Source organism: Chloroflexota bacterium (assembly GCA_014360825.1).
In the GTDB taxonomy this organism is placed as follows: Bacteria; Chloroflexota; Anaerolineae; order UBA2200; family JACIWT01; genus JACIWT01.
Genome location: JACIWT010000015.1, coordinates 1 through 17,565, shown reverse-complemented (window position 1 = coordinate 17,565; position 17,565 = coordinate 1). Strand labels below are relative to the sequence as shown.

15 protein-coding genes are annotated in these 17,565 nt (G+C 55.0%); 13 read left to right on the top strand and 2 right to left on the bottom strand.

Annotation, left to right across the window (positions count from 1 at the left end; genetic code table 11):
- Window positions 1–35: 35 nt before the first annotated feature.
- On the top strand, window positions 36–2,924 hold the full coding sequence (locus tag H5T64_10075) for a beta-galactosidase (protein MBC7264681.1): 2,889 nt from the start codon (window positions 36–38) through the stop codon (window positions 2,922–2,924).
- An 84-nt stretch (window positions 2,925–3,008) separates the two neighbouring features.
- Window positions 3,009–4,382 carry a cellulase family glycosylhydrolase gene (locus H5T64_10070; protein MBC7264680.1) on the top strand — a complete coding sequence of 458 codons (1,374 nt, stop codon included), beginning with the start codon at window positions 3,009–3,011 and terminating at the stop codon, window positions 4,380–4,382.
- Window positions 4,383–4,449: 67 nt separating this feature from the next.
- Here the strand turns inward: H5T64_10070 and sfsA are convergent, their stop codons facing one another.
- Entirely contained in the window at window positions 4,450–5,148 is a 699-nt protein-coding gene (sfsA, locus tag H5T64_10065; protein MBC7264679.1) for a DNA/RNA nuclease SfsA, read from the bottom strand.
- A 260-nt stretch (window positions 5,149–5,408) separates the two neighbouring features.
- Here sfsA and murA point away from each other — a divergent pair, with 260 nt between their 5' ends.
- Together murA and H5T64_10055 are read left to right on the top strand one after the other, a co-directional pair.
- A complete protein-coding gene (murA, locus tag H5T64_10060; GenBank protein MBC7264678.1) occupies window positions 5,409–6,692 on the top strand; it encodes a UDP-N-acetylglucosamine 1-carboxyvinyltransferase in 1,284 nt (427 codons plus the stop codon).
- Window positions 6,689–7,693 carry a rod shape-determining protein gene (locus H5T64_10055; GenBank protein ID MBC7264677.1) on the top strand — a complete coding sequence of 335 codons (1,005 nt, stop codon included), beginning with the start codon at window positions 6,689–6,691 and terminating at the stop codon, window positions 7,691–7,693. The genes murA and H5T64_10055 overlap by 4 nt, the downstream gene beginning before the upstream one ends.
- Window positions 7,694–7,759: 66 nt before the next feature.
- Here the strand turns inward: H5T64_10055 and H5T64_10050 are convergent, their stop codons facing one another.
- A complete protein-coding gene (locus H5T64_10050) occupies window positions 7,760–8,389 on the bottom strand; it encodes a redox-sensing transcriptional repressor Rex (protein MBC7264676.1) in 630 nt (209 codons plus the stop codon).
- 261 nt (window positions 8,390–8,650) lie between these two features.
- On the opposite strand from H5T64_10050, the gene H5T64_10045 reads away from it, so the two are divergent.
- The 9 genes from H5T64_10045 to H5T64_10005 form a co-directional block, all read left to right on the top strand.
- Window positions 8,651–10,039: an efflux RND transporter periplasmic adaptor subunit gene (locus H5T64_10045; protein MBC7264675.1), complete on the top strand. Its 1,389-nt coding sequence runs from the start codon at window positions 8,651–8,653 to the stop codon at window positions 10,037–10,039.
- A 183-nt stretch (window positions 10,040–10,222) separates the two neighbouring features.
- Entirely contained in the window at window positions 10,223–11,470 is a 1,248-nt protein-coding gene (locus tag H5T64_10040) for an ABC transporter permease (protein ID MBC7264674.1), read from the top strand.
- A 311-nt stretch (window positions 11,471–11,781) separates the two neighbouring features.
- Window positions 11,782–12,078 carry a co-chaperone GroES gene (groES, locus tag H5T64_10035; GenBank protein ID MBC7264673.1) on the top strand — a complete coding sequence of 99 codons (297 nt, stop codon included), beginning with the start codon at window positions 11,782–11,784 and terminating at the stop codon, window positions 12,076–12,078.
- A 32-nt stretch (window positions 12,079–12,110) separates the two neighbouring features.
- A complete protein-coding gene (gene groL / locus H5T64_10030) occupies window positions 12,111–13,739 on the top strand; it encodes a chaperonin GroEL (protein ID MBC7264672.1) in 1,629 nt (542 codons plus the stop codon).
- Between the two features lie 305 nt (window positions 13,740–14,044).
- A complete protein-coding gene (locus tag H5T64_10025) occupies window positions 14,045–14,551 on the top strand; it encodes a nucleotide exchange factor GrpE (GenBank protein MBC7264671.1) in 507 nt (168 codons plus the stop codon).
- 43 nt (window positions 14,552–14,594) lie between these two features.
- Window positions 14,595–15,530, top strand: a complete 936-nt coding sequence (locus tag H5T64_10020) for a J domain-containing protein (GenBank protein ID MBC7264670.1) — start codon at window positions 14,595–14,597, stop codon at window positions 15,528–15,530.
- 52 nt (window positions 15,531–15,582) lie between these two features.
- On the top strand, window positions 15,583–16,779 hold the full coding sequence (locus H5T64_10015) for a trypsin-like peptidase domain-containing protein (GenBank protein MBC7264669.1): 1,197 nt from the start codon (window positions 15,583–15,585) through the stop codon (window positions 16,777–16,779).
- 26 nt (window positions 16,780–16,805) lie between these two features.
- On the top strand, window positions 16,806–17,150 hold the full coding sequence (locus H5T64_10010; GenBank protein ID MBC7264668.1) for a helix-turn-helix transcriptional regulator: 345 nt from the start codon (window positions 16,806–16,808) through the stop codon (window positions 17,148–17,150).
- A 40-nt stretch (window positions 17,151–17,190) separates the two neighbouring features.
- On the top strand, window positions 17,191–17,565 hold a 375-nt coding region (locus tag H5T64_10005; protein ID MBC7264667.1), incomplete at its 3' end, for a hypothetical protein.

The following is a 17,565-nucleotide window of genomic DNA, read 5'->3' as shown; positions in this document are numbered from 1 at the left end:
GTAATCCGAAGATGAAAGGAGATCGCGAAGTAAGCATGGAAAGTGGGACCCAACAAATCAGCCAGACACTGCGCCGCCTAGTACAGGACGGCCGGGCTGAAAAAGCCGTCTACGTGCTATCAGCGTTGCTGTTGTTTATCAGTGTATGGCTGCCCCCTATATCGGCTGGTGCCCGCTTCTTCTATTGGGATTATCCAGTCATTGGCAAAACTGGCGGAGCATTGACCACAGAGGATGGAGTCCAACTGCTTATCCCGGCAGGAGCGCTGACCAATAACCTTCGCCTCAAGATGACCTCCCTAAAGCCGCTCGACGTCGTTAGCGGCCAGGGCGATAAAGAAGTCCAAAGCGCTGTTGAATCATTACCATCAGGGCTCATTCTACATAGCCCGCTTTATCGTTTCCAATTGCGTGGCTCGTCTCCCGCTGAATCGATTCTCAGCATACCCGTCCAGATTGAAGGTGATATCTTACGCACCATAGACCTTTACGGGTGGACTGGAAAAGATTGGGTCTGGCTGCCGGCGCACATCATCGCCGAGGAGAAGGTAATGGAGGCCGTTTTGTCTGAGATCCCATCCTTGGCTGTGGTAGCACAGCCTGAATCCAGTGCGTGTGTGGTCGCGGCAATTATGCCGGTGAACGCAACCGTGAACGCGGAGGCTAAGACCACTCTCGCAGAGCTAAATCCGTTAGGATTGTATCCTGAGGAGGATGGGACCATCGGTGGGACTTCTCACGCTGATGAAATAGATCTAACGGGGAATTATATCATTCTACCCGTCATTCGTAACGAGGAAGGTGGAGCACTGCGCACCGACGTGATACGTCGTATCCTCACTGATCCTGTGTTGCGGGATAGGCATATCTCGGAGATTGTTACCACGACGGTGCAACTTCGTTATCCTGGCATTTGCATAGACTATCGTGGGCTGGATTCCGAGTTACGCGACTCGTTCTCAGCCTTTATTTCGGATTTGGCGGTCGCTCTACATAATCAGGACAAGTCGCTCACCGTCCGTGTAGGCCTGCCAAAACAGATTGCCGCTGACCGCTGGGAAACGGGTGCCTATGACTGGCGGGCCATCGGGCTCGCTGCCGACGTGGTAGAAATACCTGCCTTGGCAGATCCAGCAGCCTACGGGCCTGGCGGACAGATGGAAGCATTGCTTCAGTGGGCCGTAGGCGAGGTGAATCGCAGTAAATTGCGCCTGGTTATCTCGGCCAACAGCCGCAAGGTGAGCGGTGGGACAGTGCAAGAACTGTCTTATTCCGATGCACTCGCGGAGGCTGGTCAGGTAACCGTTGACAAAACCATGGTGAACCCTGGCGAGGAGGTCACTGCTGCGTTATCCGGGCTGCTGACTTCGACGGGCGTGAAGTACCATGAAGACAGTCATACGTATTGGCTCACTATCACCGATGCGGAGGGCAAAGAGACCCAGTTCTGGCTGGAGAACGCTACGAGTGTTGCCCATAAGTTGCAGCAATGCCTCAATTATGGCCTGGGGGGAGTGACCGTCGAGAATCTCATTGGCAGTCAGAATGACCCGCGCATCTGGACGGTGCTCGAGCAATACCGCCAGAGGGCAACGCAGCCCATCTCGTGTGAGTTCACGGTTGTATGGTCAGTGCAGTGTGATGATGGCACACAGATCAGCACCCAAGTCCTACCGCTCGATGAACCACATCTGGAGTGGACTGCTCCCGATCAATACGGGTGTTACACCATAGCAGCGGCTGTCTCTGATGACGGCGGCCGGACAGTGAGCGCTCGGGGCGGCCGTGTGGACGTGGTGGTCCCAACGCCCACGCCAACGCCCACACCCCTCCCGACACCGACGCCGACCCCTAAGCCCCAAGCGCCAGCGGTAACAGCAAAAGCCACTGCGGGCCCTGGCTTCGCCTATGGCATCCAGGCCGATATGATCATGGGTGACCCTGTACAAGTCATGGAACATGTCCGGGCACTGGGCATGACCTGGGTTAAGCAACAGGTGGAATGGTTCCGCTACCACCCTGCCCCCGGACAGTATGAATGGGGGGCGTTGGATCGCATCGTGGACGCGGCCAATGCTTATGGCATCAACGTATTGTTCAGCGTGGTTAAAGCGCCGCAATGGTCTCGTCCTGCTGGCGATACCGACCAAGGCCCTCCCGCCGATCCGAACGTGTACGGCGAGTTCTTGCGCGCTATGGCCGAACGGTATAAAGGCAGAGTCAGAGCGTACGAGATCTGGAATGAGCAGAACTTGTACTACGAATGGGGTGGCAAAGGACACAAGTTGAACGCAGCCAAATACGTAGAACTTCTCAAAGTCGCGTACCGAGCCATCAAGTCCGTGGATCCAAATGCTATCGTAGTCTCCGGAGCGCTGACCCCAACCGGCTGGAATGACGGTGACACGGCTATTGATGACCGCGTATATCTGGAGCAGATGTATCAGGCTGGGCTAAAGAACTACTGCGATGCCGTTGGTGCACATCCCAGTGGCTACAACAACCCACCCGACGCGACCTGGCAATCGTGGTCGGATCCAGCTACCAACGCGGCCAAAGGTCACCCCAGTTGGTTCTTCCGCGACACGATGGAAGGTTACCGGAATATCATGCTCAAGTACGGCGATGGTAACAAGCGCATCTGGCCGACCGAGTTCGGTTGGGCAAGCGTGGAGGGATTGGGCGTGGCACCCGCACCAGGCTACGAATACGCCGCCGATAACACGGAGACCGAACAGGCCCAGTTTATCACCCGCGCCTTTCAGATGGCTAAGAATTGGGGTTGGGTAGGGCCGATGTTCCTGTGGAACCTGAACTTCGGGCCTCTGTGTGGGCCTGCCGACGAAAAGGCAGCCTTTGGTATCCTCCGACCCAACTGGAGTGCTCGCCCTGCCTACGATGCTATCCGTAATATGCCAAAGTGAAATTGACGCCTCACGTGGTATGCAGAGCACGGGGATGTCCCCGTGCTCTGTTTCTGCAATCTGGTATCTAAGTGGAGATCTCACATGACAACAAATAGGCCATCCGGCCAAGGCAACTCATCCATCCTGCTTGGCATTGCGATCGGGCTTGTGGCAGTCGGGATCATTGGGCTGGCCTGGCTACTGATCTTCAACCAGCCTGCGGTACCCCCCACTGTCAGCATCGCCACTCGCACACCCCAGCCGACGTTTACCTCAGCCAGTGGATTCGTCGAGCCCAGCGCTACGCTACCTCCTCCTAGTATTGTTCCTACCCATACTCCTGTGGAGCCATCGAGTACGCCCATCTCGACTCCTATACCGGCCTCGCCTACTAATACGCCCCAGCCGACCGACACCCCTTGGCCCCCTCTGCCACCCCGCAAGCCGCTGCGTATGAACTCGCCAGAATACGGGATGCAGGCGTTTTTGTGGTGGCGGCCTGAAGTAGCGTCCCGCGACATGGGGGCCATCCTCGACGCAGGCTTCACCTGGGTGAAACAGGGCTTTGGGTGGCGTGATATCGAGTTCGCTAAAGGTCAATACGACTGGAGCCGGGTGGATTGGATCGTGGCCGAGTGCAACAAACGGGGACTGGATTTACTGGCCCGCATTGATCACCAGCCGCAATGGGCAGGAGGCGGATTCCCCACGAACGGCCCGCCAGACAACTATGAGGACTTCGGCGATTTCTTGTACGCAATGGCGAGTCGTTATAAAGGCCGTATCCGAGCCTACGAGATCTGGAATGAACCCAACCTCGCTCGCGAGTGGGGCGGCAAACCACCTGACCCCGACGCCTATGTCCGCTTGCTACGCATTGCCTACCGGCGCATCAAAGAGGCTGACCCTGATGCCATGGTCATCAGCGCTGGGTTGACACCGACCGAGACTTACTCGCCCGAAGCTATGCCCGATGATGTTTATCTTGAGAAAATGTACATTGCCATGGGCGGCAGGAGCGATGGTTATTTCGACGTCCTGGGTGCGCACGCTGCTGGCTACAAAGCGCCGCCAGAGATGAGCCCGGACGAGGCGGCAAGCCGACCTGAGTACGGCGGCCACCGTTTTAACTGCTTCCGCCGAGTGGAAGATTTGCGGGCTATCATGGAGAAATATGGCGACGGCGGTAAACAGATTGCTGTCCTTGAATTCGGGTGGACTTCTGATCCACGCCCCGATTCGCCTTATCACTGGCATGCGGTAAGTGAGGAAACCAAAGCCGACTATTTTGTTCGGGCGTATAAGTGGGCCAAAGAACATTGGTCACCTTGGATTGGCTTGATGAGCCTGATCTATATCTGTGATCCAGATTGGACTGAGGCCAACGAGCAGTATTGGTGGGCCATCAGCAACCCAAGTTACCCGACCTTCAGCCCACGACCAGCCTACGAGGCGTTGAAGGCAATGCCGAAATAGAGTCCGTTTAGTAGAAGCGGGCGCTCTCTTGCTCCTCCCTCTGAACCAAGAGTCTCTATTTGTGTTGCTAATGAGGTCCCAACACTACGGGTAACTCTCGCTCGATGCCGATAGCCTGCGGCGAGACTTGGCAGACGTAGGCGTATATTTCAACGCCAGCCTGCGCGACTTCCTCTAGCGTGCGTGCGAACAGTGGATCGTTGGATCCGAAAGGTGTCACTGCTCTCGCATCATGGCGCTGTACGACGAAAACCAAAGCGCCACGCAACCCTCTGTTGACTGCCTCCTGCAATGCAAGCAGATGTCGGACGCCACGGACTGTGGGCGCATCTGGGAAGAGTGCCCAGCCGTCGTCAACACGGTTGACCGATTTCACTTCGACCAGGCAATCCGGCTGCGACTCACCATAGAGCCGGTAGTCCAGGCGCACTGAGTTGAAGAGCACTTCCTGTTGCCTGTGCATATACAGAGCAAAAGGTGGGAGACGCCTAGCGTCGAGTGCCTCGGCAAATAGGGCATTCGGCAGACGGGAGTCTACGCCGACCCAGGTCTGGTTATGCCATACGAGTAGAAGGTCATAGCGGGTCTTCCGTCGCCCACATCGCGGCTGAAGCATCACTGGCACATCGGGGAGGAATAACTCCAGCATGCGCCCGGGGTTCGGGATATGAGCGAACTCTACGCCACCCGGGGTGCGCACCTGGGCCAGGAACCGATTGGGTCGGCTCAGGAAAGTTGCTCGGACAAGACTGTCAGGTAAGTTCATAATCGCATCTAACGCAGTAATGCCATCTTCGGAGTCATCCGAAATCTTTGTGCTGCAGTTTTTGACAAACGCTCTGGGTGCAAGTAATATTAATACTTGGGCAGCCGCAAGGCAATTGTGGCTGGAATGAGACGGGGGAGTTTCGTTAGCGTATGTTGCCCCGTCAGATAGATGACGATCTGGCTATAGCAAAGGAACATCAAACCCCCTCCCGGCGTTATGGGTGAGGGACTATATATTCGACTCTATTTGGACGGACTATGCGGATTTTTCTCGAGGGGGGTCATCCTCTTCAAGGTGAGATCGAAATTGGCGGCGCAAAGAACGCCGCTCTCCCGATATTAGCCGCGACATTGCTCACGGACGATGAGTGTCTGCTAGAAAATGTGCCTTGCATCGAGGATGTCAGAACTATGACGAAGGTCCTCGAGCAATTAGGTGTCGAGATTCGGGTCGAAGGACCCCACAGCATCTCCGTCAGGGCCAAGGAAATCTCCTCCGATGCTGTGCCCCCTGACCTGGCCACCCGAATGCGAGGCAGTTTTCTGGTAGTTGGACCCCTGCTAAGCCGCTTCGGTCGAGTAACTACACCCCATCCAGGTGGTTGCGCCATTGGCACACGCCCGGTGAGTGTGGACCTAAAAGGCTTCGAGACTATGGGCGCGGATGTCTCCCGGCTCGATGGCAATTACATCTTCAGCGCGCGTCGTCTGCGAGGCGAACGACTATCATTGGATTACCCCAGTCACACTGGCACCGAAAACTTGCTGATGGCCGCGTGTCTGGCCGATGGCTCGACTGTAATCGAGAACGCCTCGGTGGAACCAGAAGTCGTGGACCTGGCGAATTTTCTGCGTGCCATGGGGGCCCGGATCTACGGGGCTGGGACCGGCACCATCTACATCGAAGGAGTGCCTAAATTGCATGGGGTTGTCTACCGAGTGATGGCCGATAGGCTCGAAGCCGGCACTTTTGCCATCGGCGCGGCTATCACCCATGGCCAGATAACAATCTGCGGCCGCGTGAGCCAATATCTCGGCGCGTTAACGAGCAAGTTAATCGAGGCTGGGGCAGAAGTGGAGGCCGCGAAAGATCACTATACAATCTCGGTACCACAAGGCCTGAAACCCGTAGATATTCAGACATTCCCCTACCCTGGCTTCCCTACAGATCTGCAGGCCCCCTTTGGCGCGCTGATGACCCAGGCCAACGGCATCAGTTCCATTCACGAGACAATGTACGATGACCGGCTGCTCTATGTAGGCGAACTACGCAAGATGGGGGCGCAAATCACCGTTGCCGGCCAGACGGCGATCATCCAAGGACCCACACCCCTGCGTGGTGCGGAGGTGCGGGCACTGGACATCCGATCGGGGGCGGCGGTCATCCTGGCCGGACTTGCTGCCGAAGGCACTACTACTGTCTCGGATATCCTTTACGTGGATCGCGGCTACGAGAATATTGATGGGAAATTGCGTTGCCTGGGAGCACGAGTGTGGCGCGAAGAGCGGCCCGCCTTCCCGGCATCTCAGGAGGATCGATGATCGCAAAACAGATTGGCATTGACCTCGGCACTGTGAACGTATTGGTGTTTGTCAAGGGCAGGGGTATCGTTCTGCGGGAACCCTCAGTCGTGGCCATCTCTCTCAACGACAATCGAATTTTGGCGGTCGGCGAGGAAGCGAAAACAATGATGGGACGCACACCCGACACCATTGAGGTGGTGCGACCGATGCGCGACGGCGTCATTGCTGATTACATGGTCACCGAAGCCATGCTACGCTATTTTATTGGCAAGGTGATCGGGCGGGTGCGACTTTTCAAACCCGAGGTCATGATCAGTGTGCCCGTGGGAGTCACCAGTGTGGAAAGCCGTGCTGTGCGCGACGCGGCCATCCAGGCAGGTGGCAAGGTTGCGTACTTGATTCCTGAACCCCTGGCCGCCGCGATAGGCGCCAATATGCCTATCCATACCCCCACCGGCAACATGATTGTGAACATTGGTGGCGGCGCCTGTGAAGCGGCTGTGATTTCTTTGAGTGGCATTGTAGTCTCCAGTTCAGTGCGCGTTGGTGGGAATAAAATTGATGAGGCCATCGCTGCCTACGTCCGGCGCAAATACAACCTTATGATTGGTGAACAGACTTCTGAGGATATCAAGATCAGCATTGGTAGCGCCTTGCCGTTGGAAGAGAAACTCACCATGGAGGTGCGTGGCCGTGATCAAGTAACAGGGCTGCCCAAGATCATTCGCCTTACATCTGATGAGGTCACCGAGGCTATTGTGGAGCCATTGGACTCCATCTCTAACACGGTGAAGGCCGTGCTAGAGAAAACACCGCCTGAATTGGCTTCGGACATTATAGATCGGGGCATGGTGCTCGCAGGGGGTGGAGCTCTGTTGAGGAACATTGACCGCTTTCTCACCCGTGAAACTGGCGTTCCTTGCTATGTAACCGATGACCCGTTAGGTTGTGTTGCTATTGGTGCTGGACGGGCACTCGACAATTTGGGTATGCTGAAGCGCAGCCTGCCGAGCCTTTAGTTTTGAATGCCAGGTAAATCAGAAGGCGTACAGCCCAATGTGGCTATACGCCTTTTATGCTGACGATCATCGACCAGTTTTCAGGTAGTAAGTCATACTTTGTAATTCGACGACGGGATCAATATAACGTATTTGTACATCTGGGGGCAGTTGAAGTGTAATGGGTGCGTAATTGAGAATGGCGCGGATGCCACTTGCTACCAGTTGATCAGCCACCTGCTGGGCACTCGAAGCGGGGACCGCAATAATGGCGATCTGGATTTCTCTATCATGGGTGACATTGGCTAATTGCGACATTTCCTGTATGGTTACAGCGCCGACCTGCTGTCCCACCTTAGCAGGGTCCTGGTCGAAAGCGGCCACAATGCGGTAACCGCGGTTGTGGAAGCCATTGTAACGCAGAAGAGCGTGGCCCAGGTCGCCTACGCCAACTAAAATGATGTCCCAAATCCGATCCACCTGGAGGATGCGCTGTAATTGCTCGCAGAGGTAGGCGATGTTATATCCTGAACCCTGCTTTCCAAATCCGCCAAAGTGGCTGAAGTCCTTGCGAATTCGAGCCGCAGGCACGCCTAACCGGTCGCTCAGTTCCTGCGAGGATATGATGGCGTACCCCTCCTCAACAAAGTGAGCCAGAGTCCGCAGGTAGAGTGGCAGTCGGCGAACTACAATATCAGGGACTTCCCTTACTGTCATACTGGAATACCCCCTTGTCCAAGCCTTCTTTACCAATAATACTATATTAATCACGGTGCACCTGTTTACGCAACTCGCAGCAATTGTGCGCGGAGAGCAAATTAGATGTCAGACTTGCTCCCGAGCCAATAAGTGGCCCATTCGACAAAACGCGGGTCACATATTTGACAAATCCTCGCAAGGTCATATAATTAGCACTGCTAAATAATTTATTCACGAGTTTTGCGTGCAGGTTCGAAATGTGTGAAAGGAGCATCACGCGTGAGTGATAGCATTAGGAAATATGTTCTCACTGCTACGACTATAGTCTTGCTTGCTTTGGTTCTTTTGGGCTTTCGCGCCTGGCAAGCGCGCCGTAGCGCTACCATCGCGGCCCAGTTGGAGACCGCTCAAGTTACACGCGGTGACATCGAGGCCACAGTCAGTGCATCAGGGAACCTTACACCTAATCGCCGCATCAATCTCACTTTCTTGGTAGCGGGACGAGTGCAATCCATCTTCGTCAGCGAGGGTGAACTCGTGGGTGAGGGACAGGTTTTGGCTACTTTGGACAAGCGGGAATTAGAGTTGGGCGTGCGCCAGGCGGAGGCTGCCTTGGCTATCGCCGAGGCGAACTTGGCGCAGGCTAAGGCTGGTGCAACCGAAGAGGAACTCGCCTCGGCGCGGGCTGCGCTCGCCAGCGCTCAAGCAAGTCTGGACGAACTACGCAACACCCCGGACGCTCGTCAGTTGGAATTGGCGAAACTCAATTGGGAACAAGCCAAGAATTCGCTTTGGGCAGCGCAGATTGACCGCGACGGGCTAGGTCCCGTTGGGGGGCATCAATATGACGCTGCCAACGCGCGGGTCGCTGTAGCGGAAGTAGCCGTACGCATCGCGCAATTGCAATACGAACAAACCGCTGCAGGGCCCAGAGAAGCGCAGATCAAGGCAGCGGAAGCCCAATTGGCTCAGGCCAAGGCTGCTCTTGCCAAACTGGAGAACAATCCCACCACCGAGAGCCTGGCCATATTGCAAGCCCAGGTGGACCAGGCCAGGGCCTCGCTGGAATTAGCGCGGCTGCGTTTGGAGGGGGCGACTATTACTGCGCCTTTCACCGGGACGGTCGGCGCGATTCATATTGCCGAAGGCGAACTGGTTTCCAGTACTACACCCGCCATAATTCTGGCAGATCTAAGTGGTTACCATATTGACATCGCTATTGACGAGACGGATATCCGCCACGTAGCCGTGGGGCAAGAGGCCCGTGTATCTCTCGATGCCTTTCCAGGGGCCTCGTTTGTTGGTATGGTTACCGCTGTAGCGCCCATTGGCACAATCAGCCAGGGTGTTGTGAACTATATGGTCCGCGTGGAACTCGTGAATCCAGCCGAACCGGTCAGACCAGATATGACGGCTATTGTGGATATTATCGTTGCCCGGAAGCAGGGCGTGCTCTTGGTACCCAATCGTGCTATCCGGCGTGATCGAGATCGACAATACGTTGAAGTCGTGATCGGCCAGTCGATCGAGGAGCGAGATGTTACCACTGGGCTGAGCGATGACAAGATGACGGAGGTTGTTAGCGGTGTGCGTGAAGGAGATTGGGTTGTGACGAGCGTGCCGCGAGCAGGCCTCTTTTCGAGCGAGATACGCCTTTTTGGGCAATGAGGGGATCAGGGTCAACATTGAATGTGTGAACGGCATCGCGATCCCTGTCAAATGGGTCGTGCAGAGGGGTGTATGTATGGTGTTCTCTGTGACGGTGGGTTCACAGAGTGCCTTTCTCGAGGCGGAGCCAAAATTGACCTCCCCAATTTCGGACGAGCAGTAGCAGAAAGGTAGCGGGGGTATATGAATCTAGTGGAAAGCATCCGCGTAGCCTTGCACAGTCTTTCCGCAAACAAGATGCGCGCTGGTTTGACTATGTTGGGCATCATCATTGGCGTGGGTGCGGTTATCGCGCTCGTTTCTATCGGTGAGGGCGCTCAAGCGGCCATCACCGAGCAGATTCAAGGCATCGGCTCTAATCTCATTTTCGTTCTGCCAGGCAGACTCGTTCCAGGCCGAGTAAGTTCTTTCGGGACAGCGGCCAGCGCCATCTTAACCCTGGAGGACGCCGAAGCTATCGCTGATCCGACTAACTGCCCAGATGTGTATGCCGTGGCTCCGGAGTTATCGCGCTCTGGCACCGTCGTTTTCCGCAACCAAAACAGCAACACCACTGTATCCGGCACAACCCCAGCGGCTCTTTTCGTGCGTAGATTGAGCATCCGAGATGGAAATTTCTTCACTGAACAGGATTTGCTCTCTGGCGCTCGCGTTGCCGTTCTAGGAGGTCGTCTGGCCCAAGAGATGTTCGCTGGTGAGAATCCACTGGACCAGACCATCCGCGTGAACCGCGTGCCCTTTCGGGTCATTGGAGTTCTGGAAGAACGAGGTGGCGGCGGTCATGGCGGTGGTGGGGTGGACACTTCGGTATTCGTGCCCATCACCACAGCACAAAATCGTCTATTTGGTGACATCACCTCTAGTCGTGGGCGACGGGTGACGTTGATCTACGCCTCGGCAGTGAGCGAGGAACGTGTGGATGCTGCAATAGAACAAATCACCTACCTCTTGCGTCAGCGCCACAAAATTCGGTTTGCCGAAGAAGATGATTTCACGGTCACCAGCCAGAAGGATATCCTGGGTGTGCTGGATCAAGTGACCAGTATTCTCACCCTGTTCCTAGGGGCAGTTGCTGCCATTTCACTTCTGGTAGGTGGCATTGGCATCATGAACATCATGCTGGTCTCCGTCACAGAACGGACGCGCGAGATTGGCATCCGCAAAGCAGTAGGAGCCAAGCGCCGTGACATATTGGTGCAGTTTGTAATTGAGGCAGTGGTCCTCAGTGTGATCGGCGGGTTATTAGGAATTATCTTTGGCGTACTCGCAGCGGCTATGGTCAATCGAACTGGCGTCTTGGTCACGAGAGTATCGCCAAATGCGGTTTTCCTAGCCGTGGGTTTCTCTGTAGCGGTGGGGCTATTTTTTGGTATCTACCCAGCCACTCGTGCAGCAAGATTAAACCCAATCGAAGCCTTGCGGTATGAGTAGTGGTTAAGAGAATGATTTTGGGCGTCCGATGACCGTGGTTGGTGCGTGCTGACCACGGTCTTCCTTTTGCAAGGGCCGGGCGATAGTTCGTCGCAATTTGTGTTCTCACGATAGCAAATGAAAACTCGAAAGATTAAGAGAAAATAAAGAAAAACAGTAGAATTTTTTTCAAAATCGGATTTTTTCTTGTTTCTGCGAATTTGCACTTTCGAACGATTTGCGCTATATTTATGCACGTGATTAGCACTCTATGATTGAGAGTGCTAATCAGAAGCATATCACCCAAAATTCACAAAGGAGGTACACCAAATATGGCGATCAAACTCAAACCCCTCGCAGACCGCGTTGTGGTCGAACCGTTGGAAAAAGAGGAGACCACAGCCAGTGGCATTGTTCTGCCAGAGACGGCCAAGGAAAAGCCGCAAGAAGGTGTTGTCTTGGCGGTGGGCCCTGGCCGATTGCTTGACAATGGCGAGCGCGCTCCCATGGAGGTCAAAGTCAAAGACAAGGTCCTTTTCGCCAAATATGCTGGGACAGAAGTCAAGATGGATGACAAGAAATACCTGGTGTTGAGCGAAAAGGATATCCTCGCCATTATCACCAAATAACAATCCCTAGATTGAAGGAGGTCTGAAGGAACATGGCTAAGCAGTTAGTTTTTTCTGAGGATGCCCGTCGGAGGCTCAAGATTGGTATGGATACGTTGGCCAACGCTGTAGTCACTACCCTTGGGCCCAAGGGGCGCAACGTAGCATTAGACAAAAAATTCGGTCCGCCTACGATTACTCATGACGGCGTGACCGTGGCCAAGGAGATCGAACTGGAAGACCCTTATGAGAACATGGGCGCCCAGTTGCTCAAAGAAGCGGCAACCAAGACTAACGATGTGGCCGGTGATGGAACCACCACCGCTACCCTGTTGGCCCAGGCTATCGTGAATGAAGGGCTGAAAAACGTGGCTGCCGGGGCAAACCCCATGCTCATCAAACGCGGCATCGAAAAGGCCACTGAGGTCGCTGTGGAGGCGATTAAGAAATCAGCCCGCGAAGTCAAGAACAAAAAGGATATCGCTCACGTTGCGGCAATTTCAGCAGCCGACAAGGAGATCGGTGACCTGATTGCTGAAGTCATGGACAAAGTGGGCAAAGATGGTGTAGTTACGGTGGAGGAGTCCAAAGGGCTGGCTTTCGAAACCGAGTACGTGGAAGGCATGCAGTTGGATCGCGGCTACATCTCTCCCTACTTCATTACCAACCCCGAGCGGATGGAGGCCGTCCTGGAAGATCCCTACATCCTGGTCACCGACAAGAAGATCTCGGCTGTGACCGACATCGTCCCCATCTTAGAGAAACTGGTTCAAGTTGGCAAGCGTGAATTGCTTGTCATTGCAGAAGATGTGGACGGCGAGGCGTTGGCGACGCTGGTGTTGAACAAGTTGCGTGGCATGTTGAACGTGTGCGCGGTGAAAGCTCCAGGCTTTGGAGACCGCCGTAAGGAGATGTTGCGTGATATCGCTGTCCTCACTGGCGCGCAAGTGATCACCGAGGAGATGGGCCGCAAACTGGATACCGCGACTATCGCCGATCTAGGCCAGGCCCGCAAGGTTGTTGTCACCAAGGACGACACGACCATTGTGGAAGGCAAGGGCAGCGAAAAAGAGATCAAAGGCCGCATTGAGCAAATCAAGGCCCAGATCGAGACCACGACCTCTGACTACGATAAGGAAAAACTGCAGGAGCGCCTTGCCAAACTGGCTGGCGGCGTAGCGGTTATCCGAGTTGGCGCAGGGACCGAGGTGGAACTGAAAGAAAAGAAACACCGCGTTGAGGATGCTCTCTCCGCAACCCGCGCCGCTGTCGAGGAAGGCACTGTGGCTGGCGGTGGCGTGGCTCTGATCAACGCGATGCCCGCGCTCGACGACATCAAAATGGGACTGCCGGATGAGCAGACCGGCGTGACTATCGTGCGTCGTGCGTTAGAGGAGCCTATGCGCATGATCGCCGAGAACGCGGGCCAGGATGGTGCGGTGATCGTTCAGGAGGTGCGTCGCCTCCAGAAGGAGAAGAATAACCCTAATATCGGCTACGATGTGATCGCGAACGACTTTGGTGATATGTACGAGAAAGGGATCATTGACCCAGCGAAGGTGACCCGTTCTGCCTTGCAGAACGCGGCCTCGATCGCGGCGATGATCCTGACCACCGAAGCATTGGTCACCGAGATCCCGGAGAAAGAAAAGACCCCCACGCCGCCAATGCCAGAGTACTAAATTATGCCGAGAAATAAAGGCCCCCTCCGTTGAGGGGGCTTTTATTTTGTCATGGCCTTGTGGGTTTTAGCGAATGCGAACAATGCTTCTGATCCCTATCGACTGATTCTATGAGGGCTCGATCACTGTCATAAACGGGTGAACGAACAGTGGAAGTTCACCGCGTCCTCACTCCTCAGAGCGGTTCCCTTTCCGCAGCGTTAGACATCTATTAGATATTTGCGAAATAACACTCAAAAATCTTGACAATGTTGACTCAAAGAATATAATGTTGTTAGGTGATTTTCATAAAGAGGTTGACTGTTATGGGCAATGAAGCCAGTATCTCATCAGAAACCGGGGCATCTGCCGAAGACTTGCAGGCCCAGTTACAGGCCGCTCGAGAGGAGGCAGCACAGTTGCATGATAAGTACTTGCGCGCCCTTGCCGAGTCCGAGAATATGCGCAAGCGCCTGGAGCGCCTCTGTGAAGAGCGGATGTGGGAGCAGAAACGCTCCTTGTTGGGCCGGTTCTTGGAGGTAGCGGACAATATCGAGAGGGCCCTCTCTTATATAGATTCTCCCACTGGGTTGAGAGAGGGCTTAAGGGCCACATATGCACAACTCCAAAGTTTTTTGCGCGAGCAAGGTATCACGTCCATCCCTGCCGTCGGAGAGGCATTTGATCCTAATGTGCATGAGGCTGTCGAGATCATTCCCGGTCAAGGCGATGAATTGGTGGTTACGGAGGAATATCGCAAGGGTTATCTGTGTGGAGACCGGCTGCTGCGTCCTGCCCGTGTACAGGTGACGCACAGCAATAATCGGTCGTGAGCGAAAGTCCCTTAAACTAGAGTTGACTGGAGCGCGGAAGGCTATGGAGTATAAGGATTATTACAAGATCCTTGGTGTGAGCCGGAATGCCAGTGAGAAGGAAATAAAGAGCGCTTACCGGAAACTGGCCCGCAAATACCACCCCGATGTGAACCCAGGCGACAAAGCAGCGGAAGAACGGTTCAAAGATATCAATGAGGCCTACGAGGTGCTTTCGGACGCGGAGAAAAGGCGAAAATATGACCAACTTGGTGCCGACTGGCAGCGCTGGCAGCGTATGGGGGGCGATCCGAGTGGCTTTGATTGGAGTCGTTGGTATGCTGCGGGTCAGCCTGGCGGTGGCCGAGTACGCGTCGAATACGCTGATCTAGGCGACATTTTGGGTGGGGGGGACTTCTCCGACTTTTTCCGCGCTATTTTCGGCGACATGGGCGCTGGGCGGACAACATGGCGAACTATGTCCCAGCGAGGGCAAGACATTGAGCACCCAGTGGATATTACTCTCGAAGAAGCATATCGTGGCACCACTCGTGTTCTGCAGATGGGTGACGGGCGCCGCCTGGAAGTCAGGATTCAACCCGGTGCTTACTCTGGCCTGCGGATACGCATGGCTGGTCAAGGCGGGCCTGGCTATGGTGGCGGTCCTAGGGGCGACCTGTACCTAGTGGTCAATGTGTTGCCCCATCCCACGTTCCAACGCCAGGGCGATGATTTACACGTCCAAGTGCCAGTTGACCTTTATACCGCTGTGCTGGGGGGCGAAGTGCGAGTGCCCACCCTGAAGGGCTCGGTGATGCTGAAAATCCCGCCAGAGACGCAGAGTGGCCGCACCTTCCGACTTAGAGGCCAAGGAATGCCCAAACTTCATGATCCGAATACTTTCGGCGATTTATATGCCGAGGTGCGGATTATGCTGCCCCAGAACCTGAGTGGCAAAGAGAAAGAGTTGTTCCGCCAGCTAGCAGCACTCCGGCAGTGAAGGGAATGCGAACGCTTGCTGGCCTGAATCTGGATATGAAGAGGAGGCGAAGATGAACAATACGAAGAGGCTCATCCTCGTGGGAGTGGCCATGATGGTGCTGTTACTGTTCGTGGGCTGTGGCTATCTGCCTAACCTTTTGCTACCGCGTCAAGAACTATCACCACAACCCACCCAAACACCGTGGATCATCGTCGTTACACCGACGCCGGGGCCGCTGTCTTCTTCGCCACCTGTGACGGGCCAGATAGTGGACATCGAAGAGCAACTCGTCATCAGCGCTTACGAACGCGTGAGCCCAGCGGTGGTCTTCATCACGAGCCGCACTGTGGTGATGGGTTTTTTCGGGCCCTACCCACAGGAAGGCACTGGCTCGGGCTTCGTCATTGATAAAGAAGGCCACATTGTTACCAACAATCACGTGATTGAAGGCGCGCGATCAGTCGAAGTAACGTTGTCTACAGGCACGAAAGCCGATGCCAGGATCGTGGGTACTGATCCAGCCAACGACCTGGCAGTCCTGAAAATTGATGTGCCCGCCGAAGAACTTCATCCCGTCGAACTCGGCACATCGAGCGACCTGAAAGTAGGCCAACGGGTTATCGCCATCGGCAATCCCTTTGGCCTGGACCGTACACTAACGACCGGTGTCATTAGTTCCCTGAACCGACCTTTAGACCTGGAGAATGGCCGTCGCCTTTACAATGTCATACAGACGGATGCTGCCATCAATCCCGGCAACTCAGGTGGTCCGCTTCTCGATTCGCAAGGTCGCGTTATCGGTGTCAATACCGCTATCTATTCACCGAGCGGTGGCTCGGTGGGCTTGGGCTTTGCTATTCCGATAGACACAGTGAAACGCGTCATACCTGAACTCATTGCCAAGGGGCGCTATAGCCATCCTTGGATGGGTATCCGTGCTCTTTCCATCACCCCAGATTTAGCACAGGAACTGAACCTCTCAGTGGATCGCGGTGTGCTGATCATCGAAGTTTCAAGGGGCAGTGCTGCAGACAAAGCCGGGCTACGAGGCGCTACCCATCAAGTGCAAGTGGGTAACTACCTGGTGCCGGTTGGGGGCGATATCATCGTTGCGATAAACGACACGCCTATAAACAGCATGGATAACCTGATCGAGTTTCTGGAAACCAGGACGACGGTGGGCCAGACGGTGCAGGTAACGTTCTTGCGCGATGGCCGCGAGAGAACCGTAACTTTGACTTTGGGCGAGAGGCCTCAGACAGAATAAGTGGTCTGGTGGAGGTGAGCAGTCTAATGGTTCTTCAACACGACCCGCCTGACGAACCTTGCTATATCATTAGCGTAGCTGCCAAACTAGTGGGGTTGCACCCCCAGACGCTGCGCTATTACGAACGGATTGGTCTCATTAGGCCGTCGCGCTCCAGAGGGAACGTGCGCCTCTACTCTCCGCAAGATGTCGAGCGACTGCGGAAAATCGTCCGTCTTACCGACGAACTCGGGGTGAATTTGGCCGGAGTAGAGGTTATCCTCAATATGACCGAGCGCATGGAGGAGATGCGTCGCCAGATGGAAGAGATGCGCCTGGCGATGGAGGCAGAAATCGCCCGTTTACAGGCCCAATTGGAAGGGTCAGAATGAGAACTGAAAAGCAAAACTACCTTGGAATAAGGAGCCAAGAATGATCACAGAAGCTGAGTTGCAAGAACTGCTGGAATTCCAAACAGAAGGCGGGACAATCTTGAGCCTCTATCTGGATACGGACCTATCCCAGCAAGCAAAGGAAAGGGTCAGGCTCGTGCTCCGCGACCTGTTGGATCGCGTCAGCAACCGCATTCATGAGGCAGACCGTCAGCGTGTGGAAAGGTTTTTCGATTTTGAATATGACTGGCAGAGTAAGGGGGTGGTTATCTTCTCCAGTCAGGAAGAGGGCCTTTGGCGCGCCTACCCTCTGTCTGTACCCGTCAGCAACGGAGTATTCGCCTTCAGCCGGCCTTACATCAAGCCCTTGACCGACTTGTTGGAAGAGTACGGTCGTTACGGCGTAGTCTTGGTG

What these genes read in the sequence shown, in the direction of transcription:
- H5T64_10075 (MBC7264681.1), top strand. Translation starts at nt 36, where the DNA reads ATGGAAAGTGGGACCCAACAAATCAGCCAGACACTGCGCCGCCTAGTA.
- H5T64_10070 (MBC7264680.1), top strand. Translation starts at nt 3,009, where the DNA reads ATGACAACAAATAGGCCATCCGGCCAAGGCAACTCATCCATCCTGCTT.
- sfsA (MBC7264679.1), bottom strand. Translation starts at nt 5,148, where the DNA reads ATGAACTTACCTGACAGTCTTGTCCGAGCAACTTTCCTGAGCCGACCC.
- murA (MBC7264678.1), top strand. Translation starts at nt 5,409, where the DNA reads ATGCGGATTTTTCTCGAGGGGGGTCATCCTCTTCAAGGTGAGATCGAA.
- H5T64_10055 (MBC7264677.1), top strand. Translation starts at nt 6,689, where the DNA reads ATGATCGCAAAACAGATTGGCATTGACCTCGGCACTGTGAACGTATTG.
- H5T64_10050 (MBC7264676.1), bottom strand. Translation starts at nt 8,389, where the DNA reads ATGACAGTAAGGGAAGTCCCTGATATTGTAGTTCGCCGACTGCCACTC.
- H5T64_10040 (MBC7264674.1), top strand. Translation starts at nt 10,223, where the DNA reads ATGAATCTAGTGGAAAGCATCCGCGTAGCCTTGCACAGTCTTTCCGCA.
- groES (MBC7264673.1), top strand. Translation starts at nt 11,782, where the DNA reads ATGGCGATCAAACTCAAACCCCTCGCAGACCGCGTTGTGGTCGAACCG.
- groL (MBC7264672.1), top strand. Translation starts at nt 12,111, where the DNA reads ATGGCTAAGCAGTTAGTTTTTTCTGAGGATGCCCGTCGGAGGCTCAAG.
- H5T64_10025 (MBC7264671.1), top strand. Translation starts at nt 14,045, where the DNA reads ATGGGCAATGAAGCCAGTATCTCATCAGAAACCGGGGCATCTGCCGAA.
- H5T64_10020 (MBC7264670.1), top strand. Translation starts at nt 14,595, where the DNA reads ATGGAGTATAAGGATTATTACAAGATCCTTGGTGTGAGCCGGAATGCC.
- H5T64_10015 (MBC7264669.1), top strand. Translation starts at nt 15,583, where the DNA reads ATGAACAATACGAAGAGGCTCATCCTCGTGGGAGTGGCCATGATGGTG.
- H5T64_10010 (MBC7264668.1), top strand. Translation starts at nt 16,806, where the DNA reads ATGGTTCTTCAACACGACCCGCCTGACGAACCTTGCTATATCATTAGC.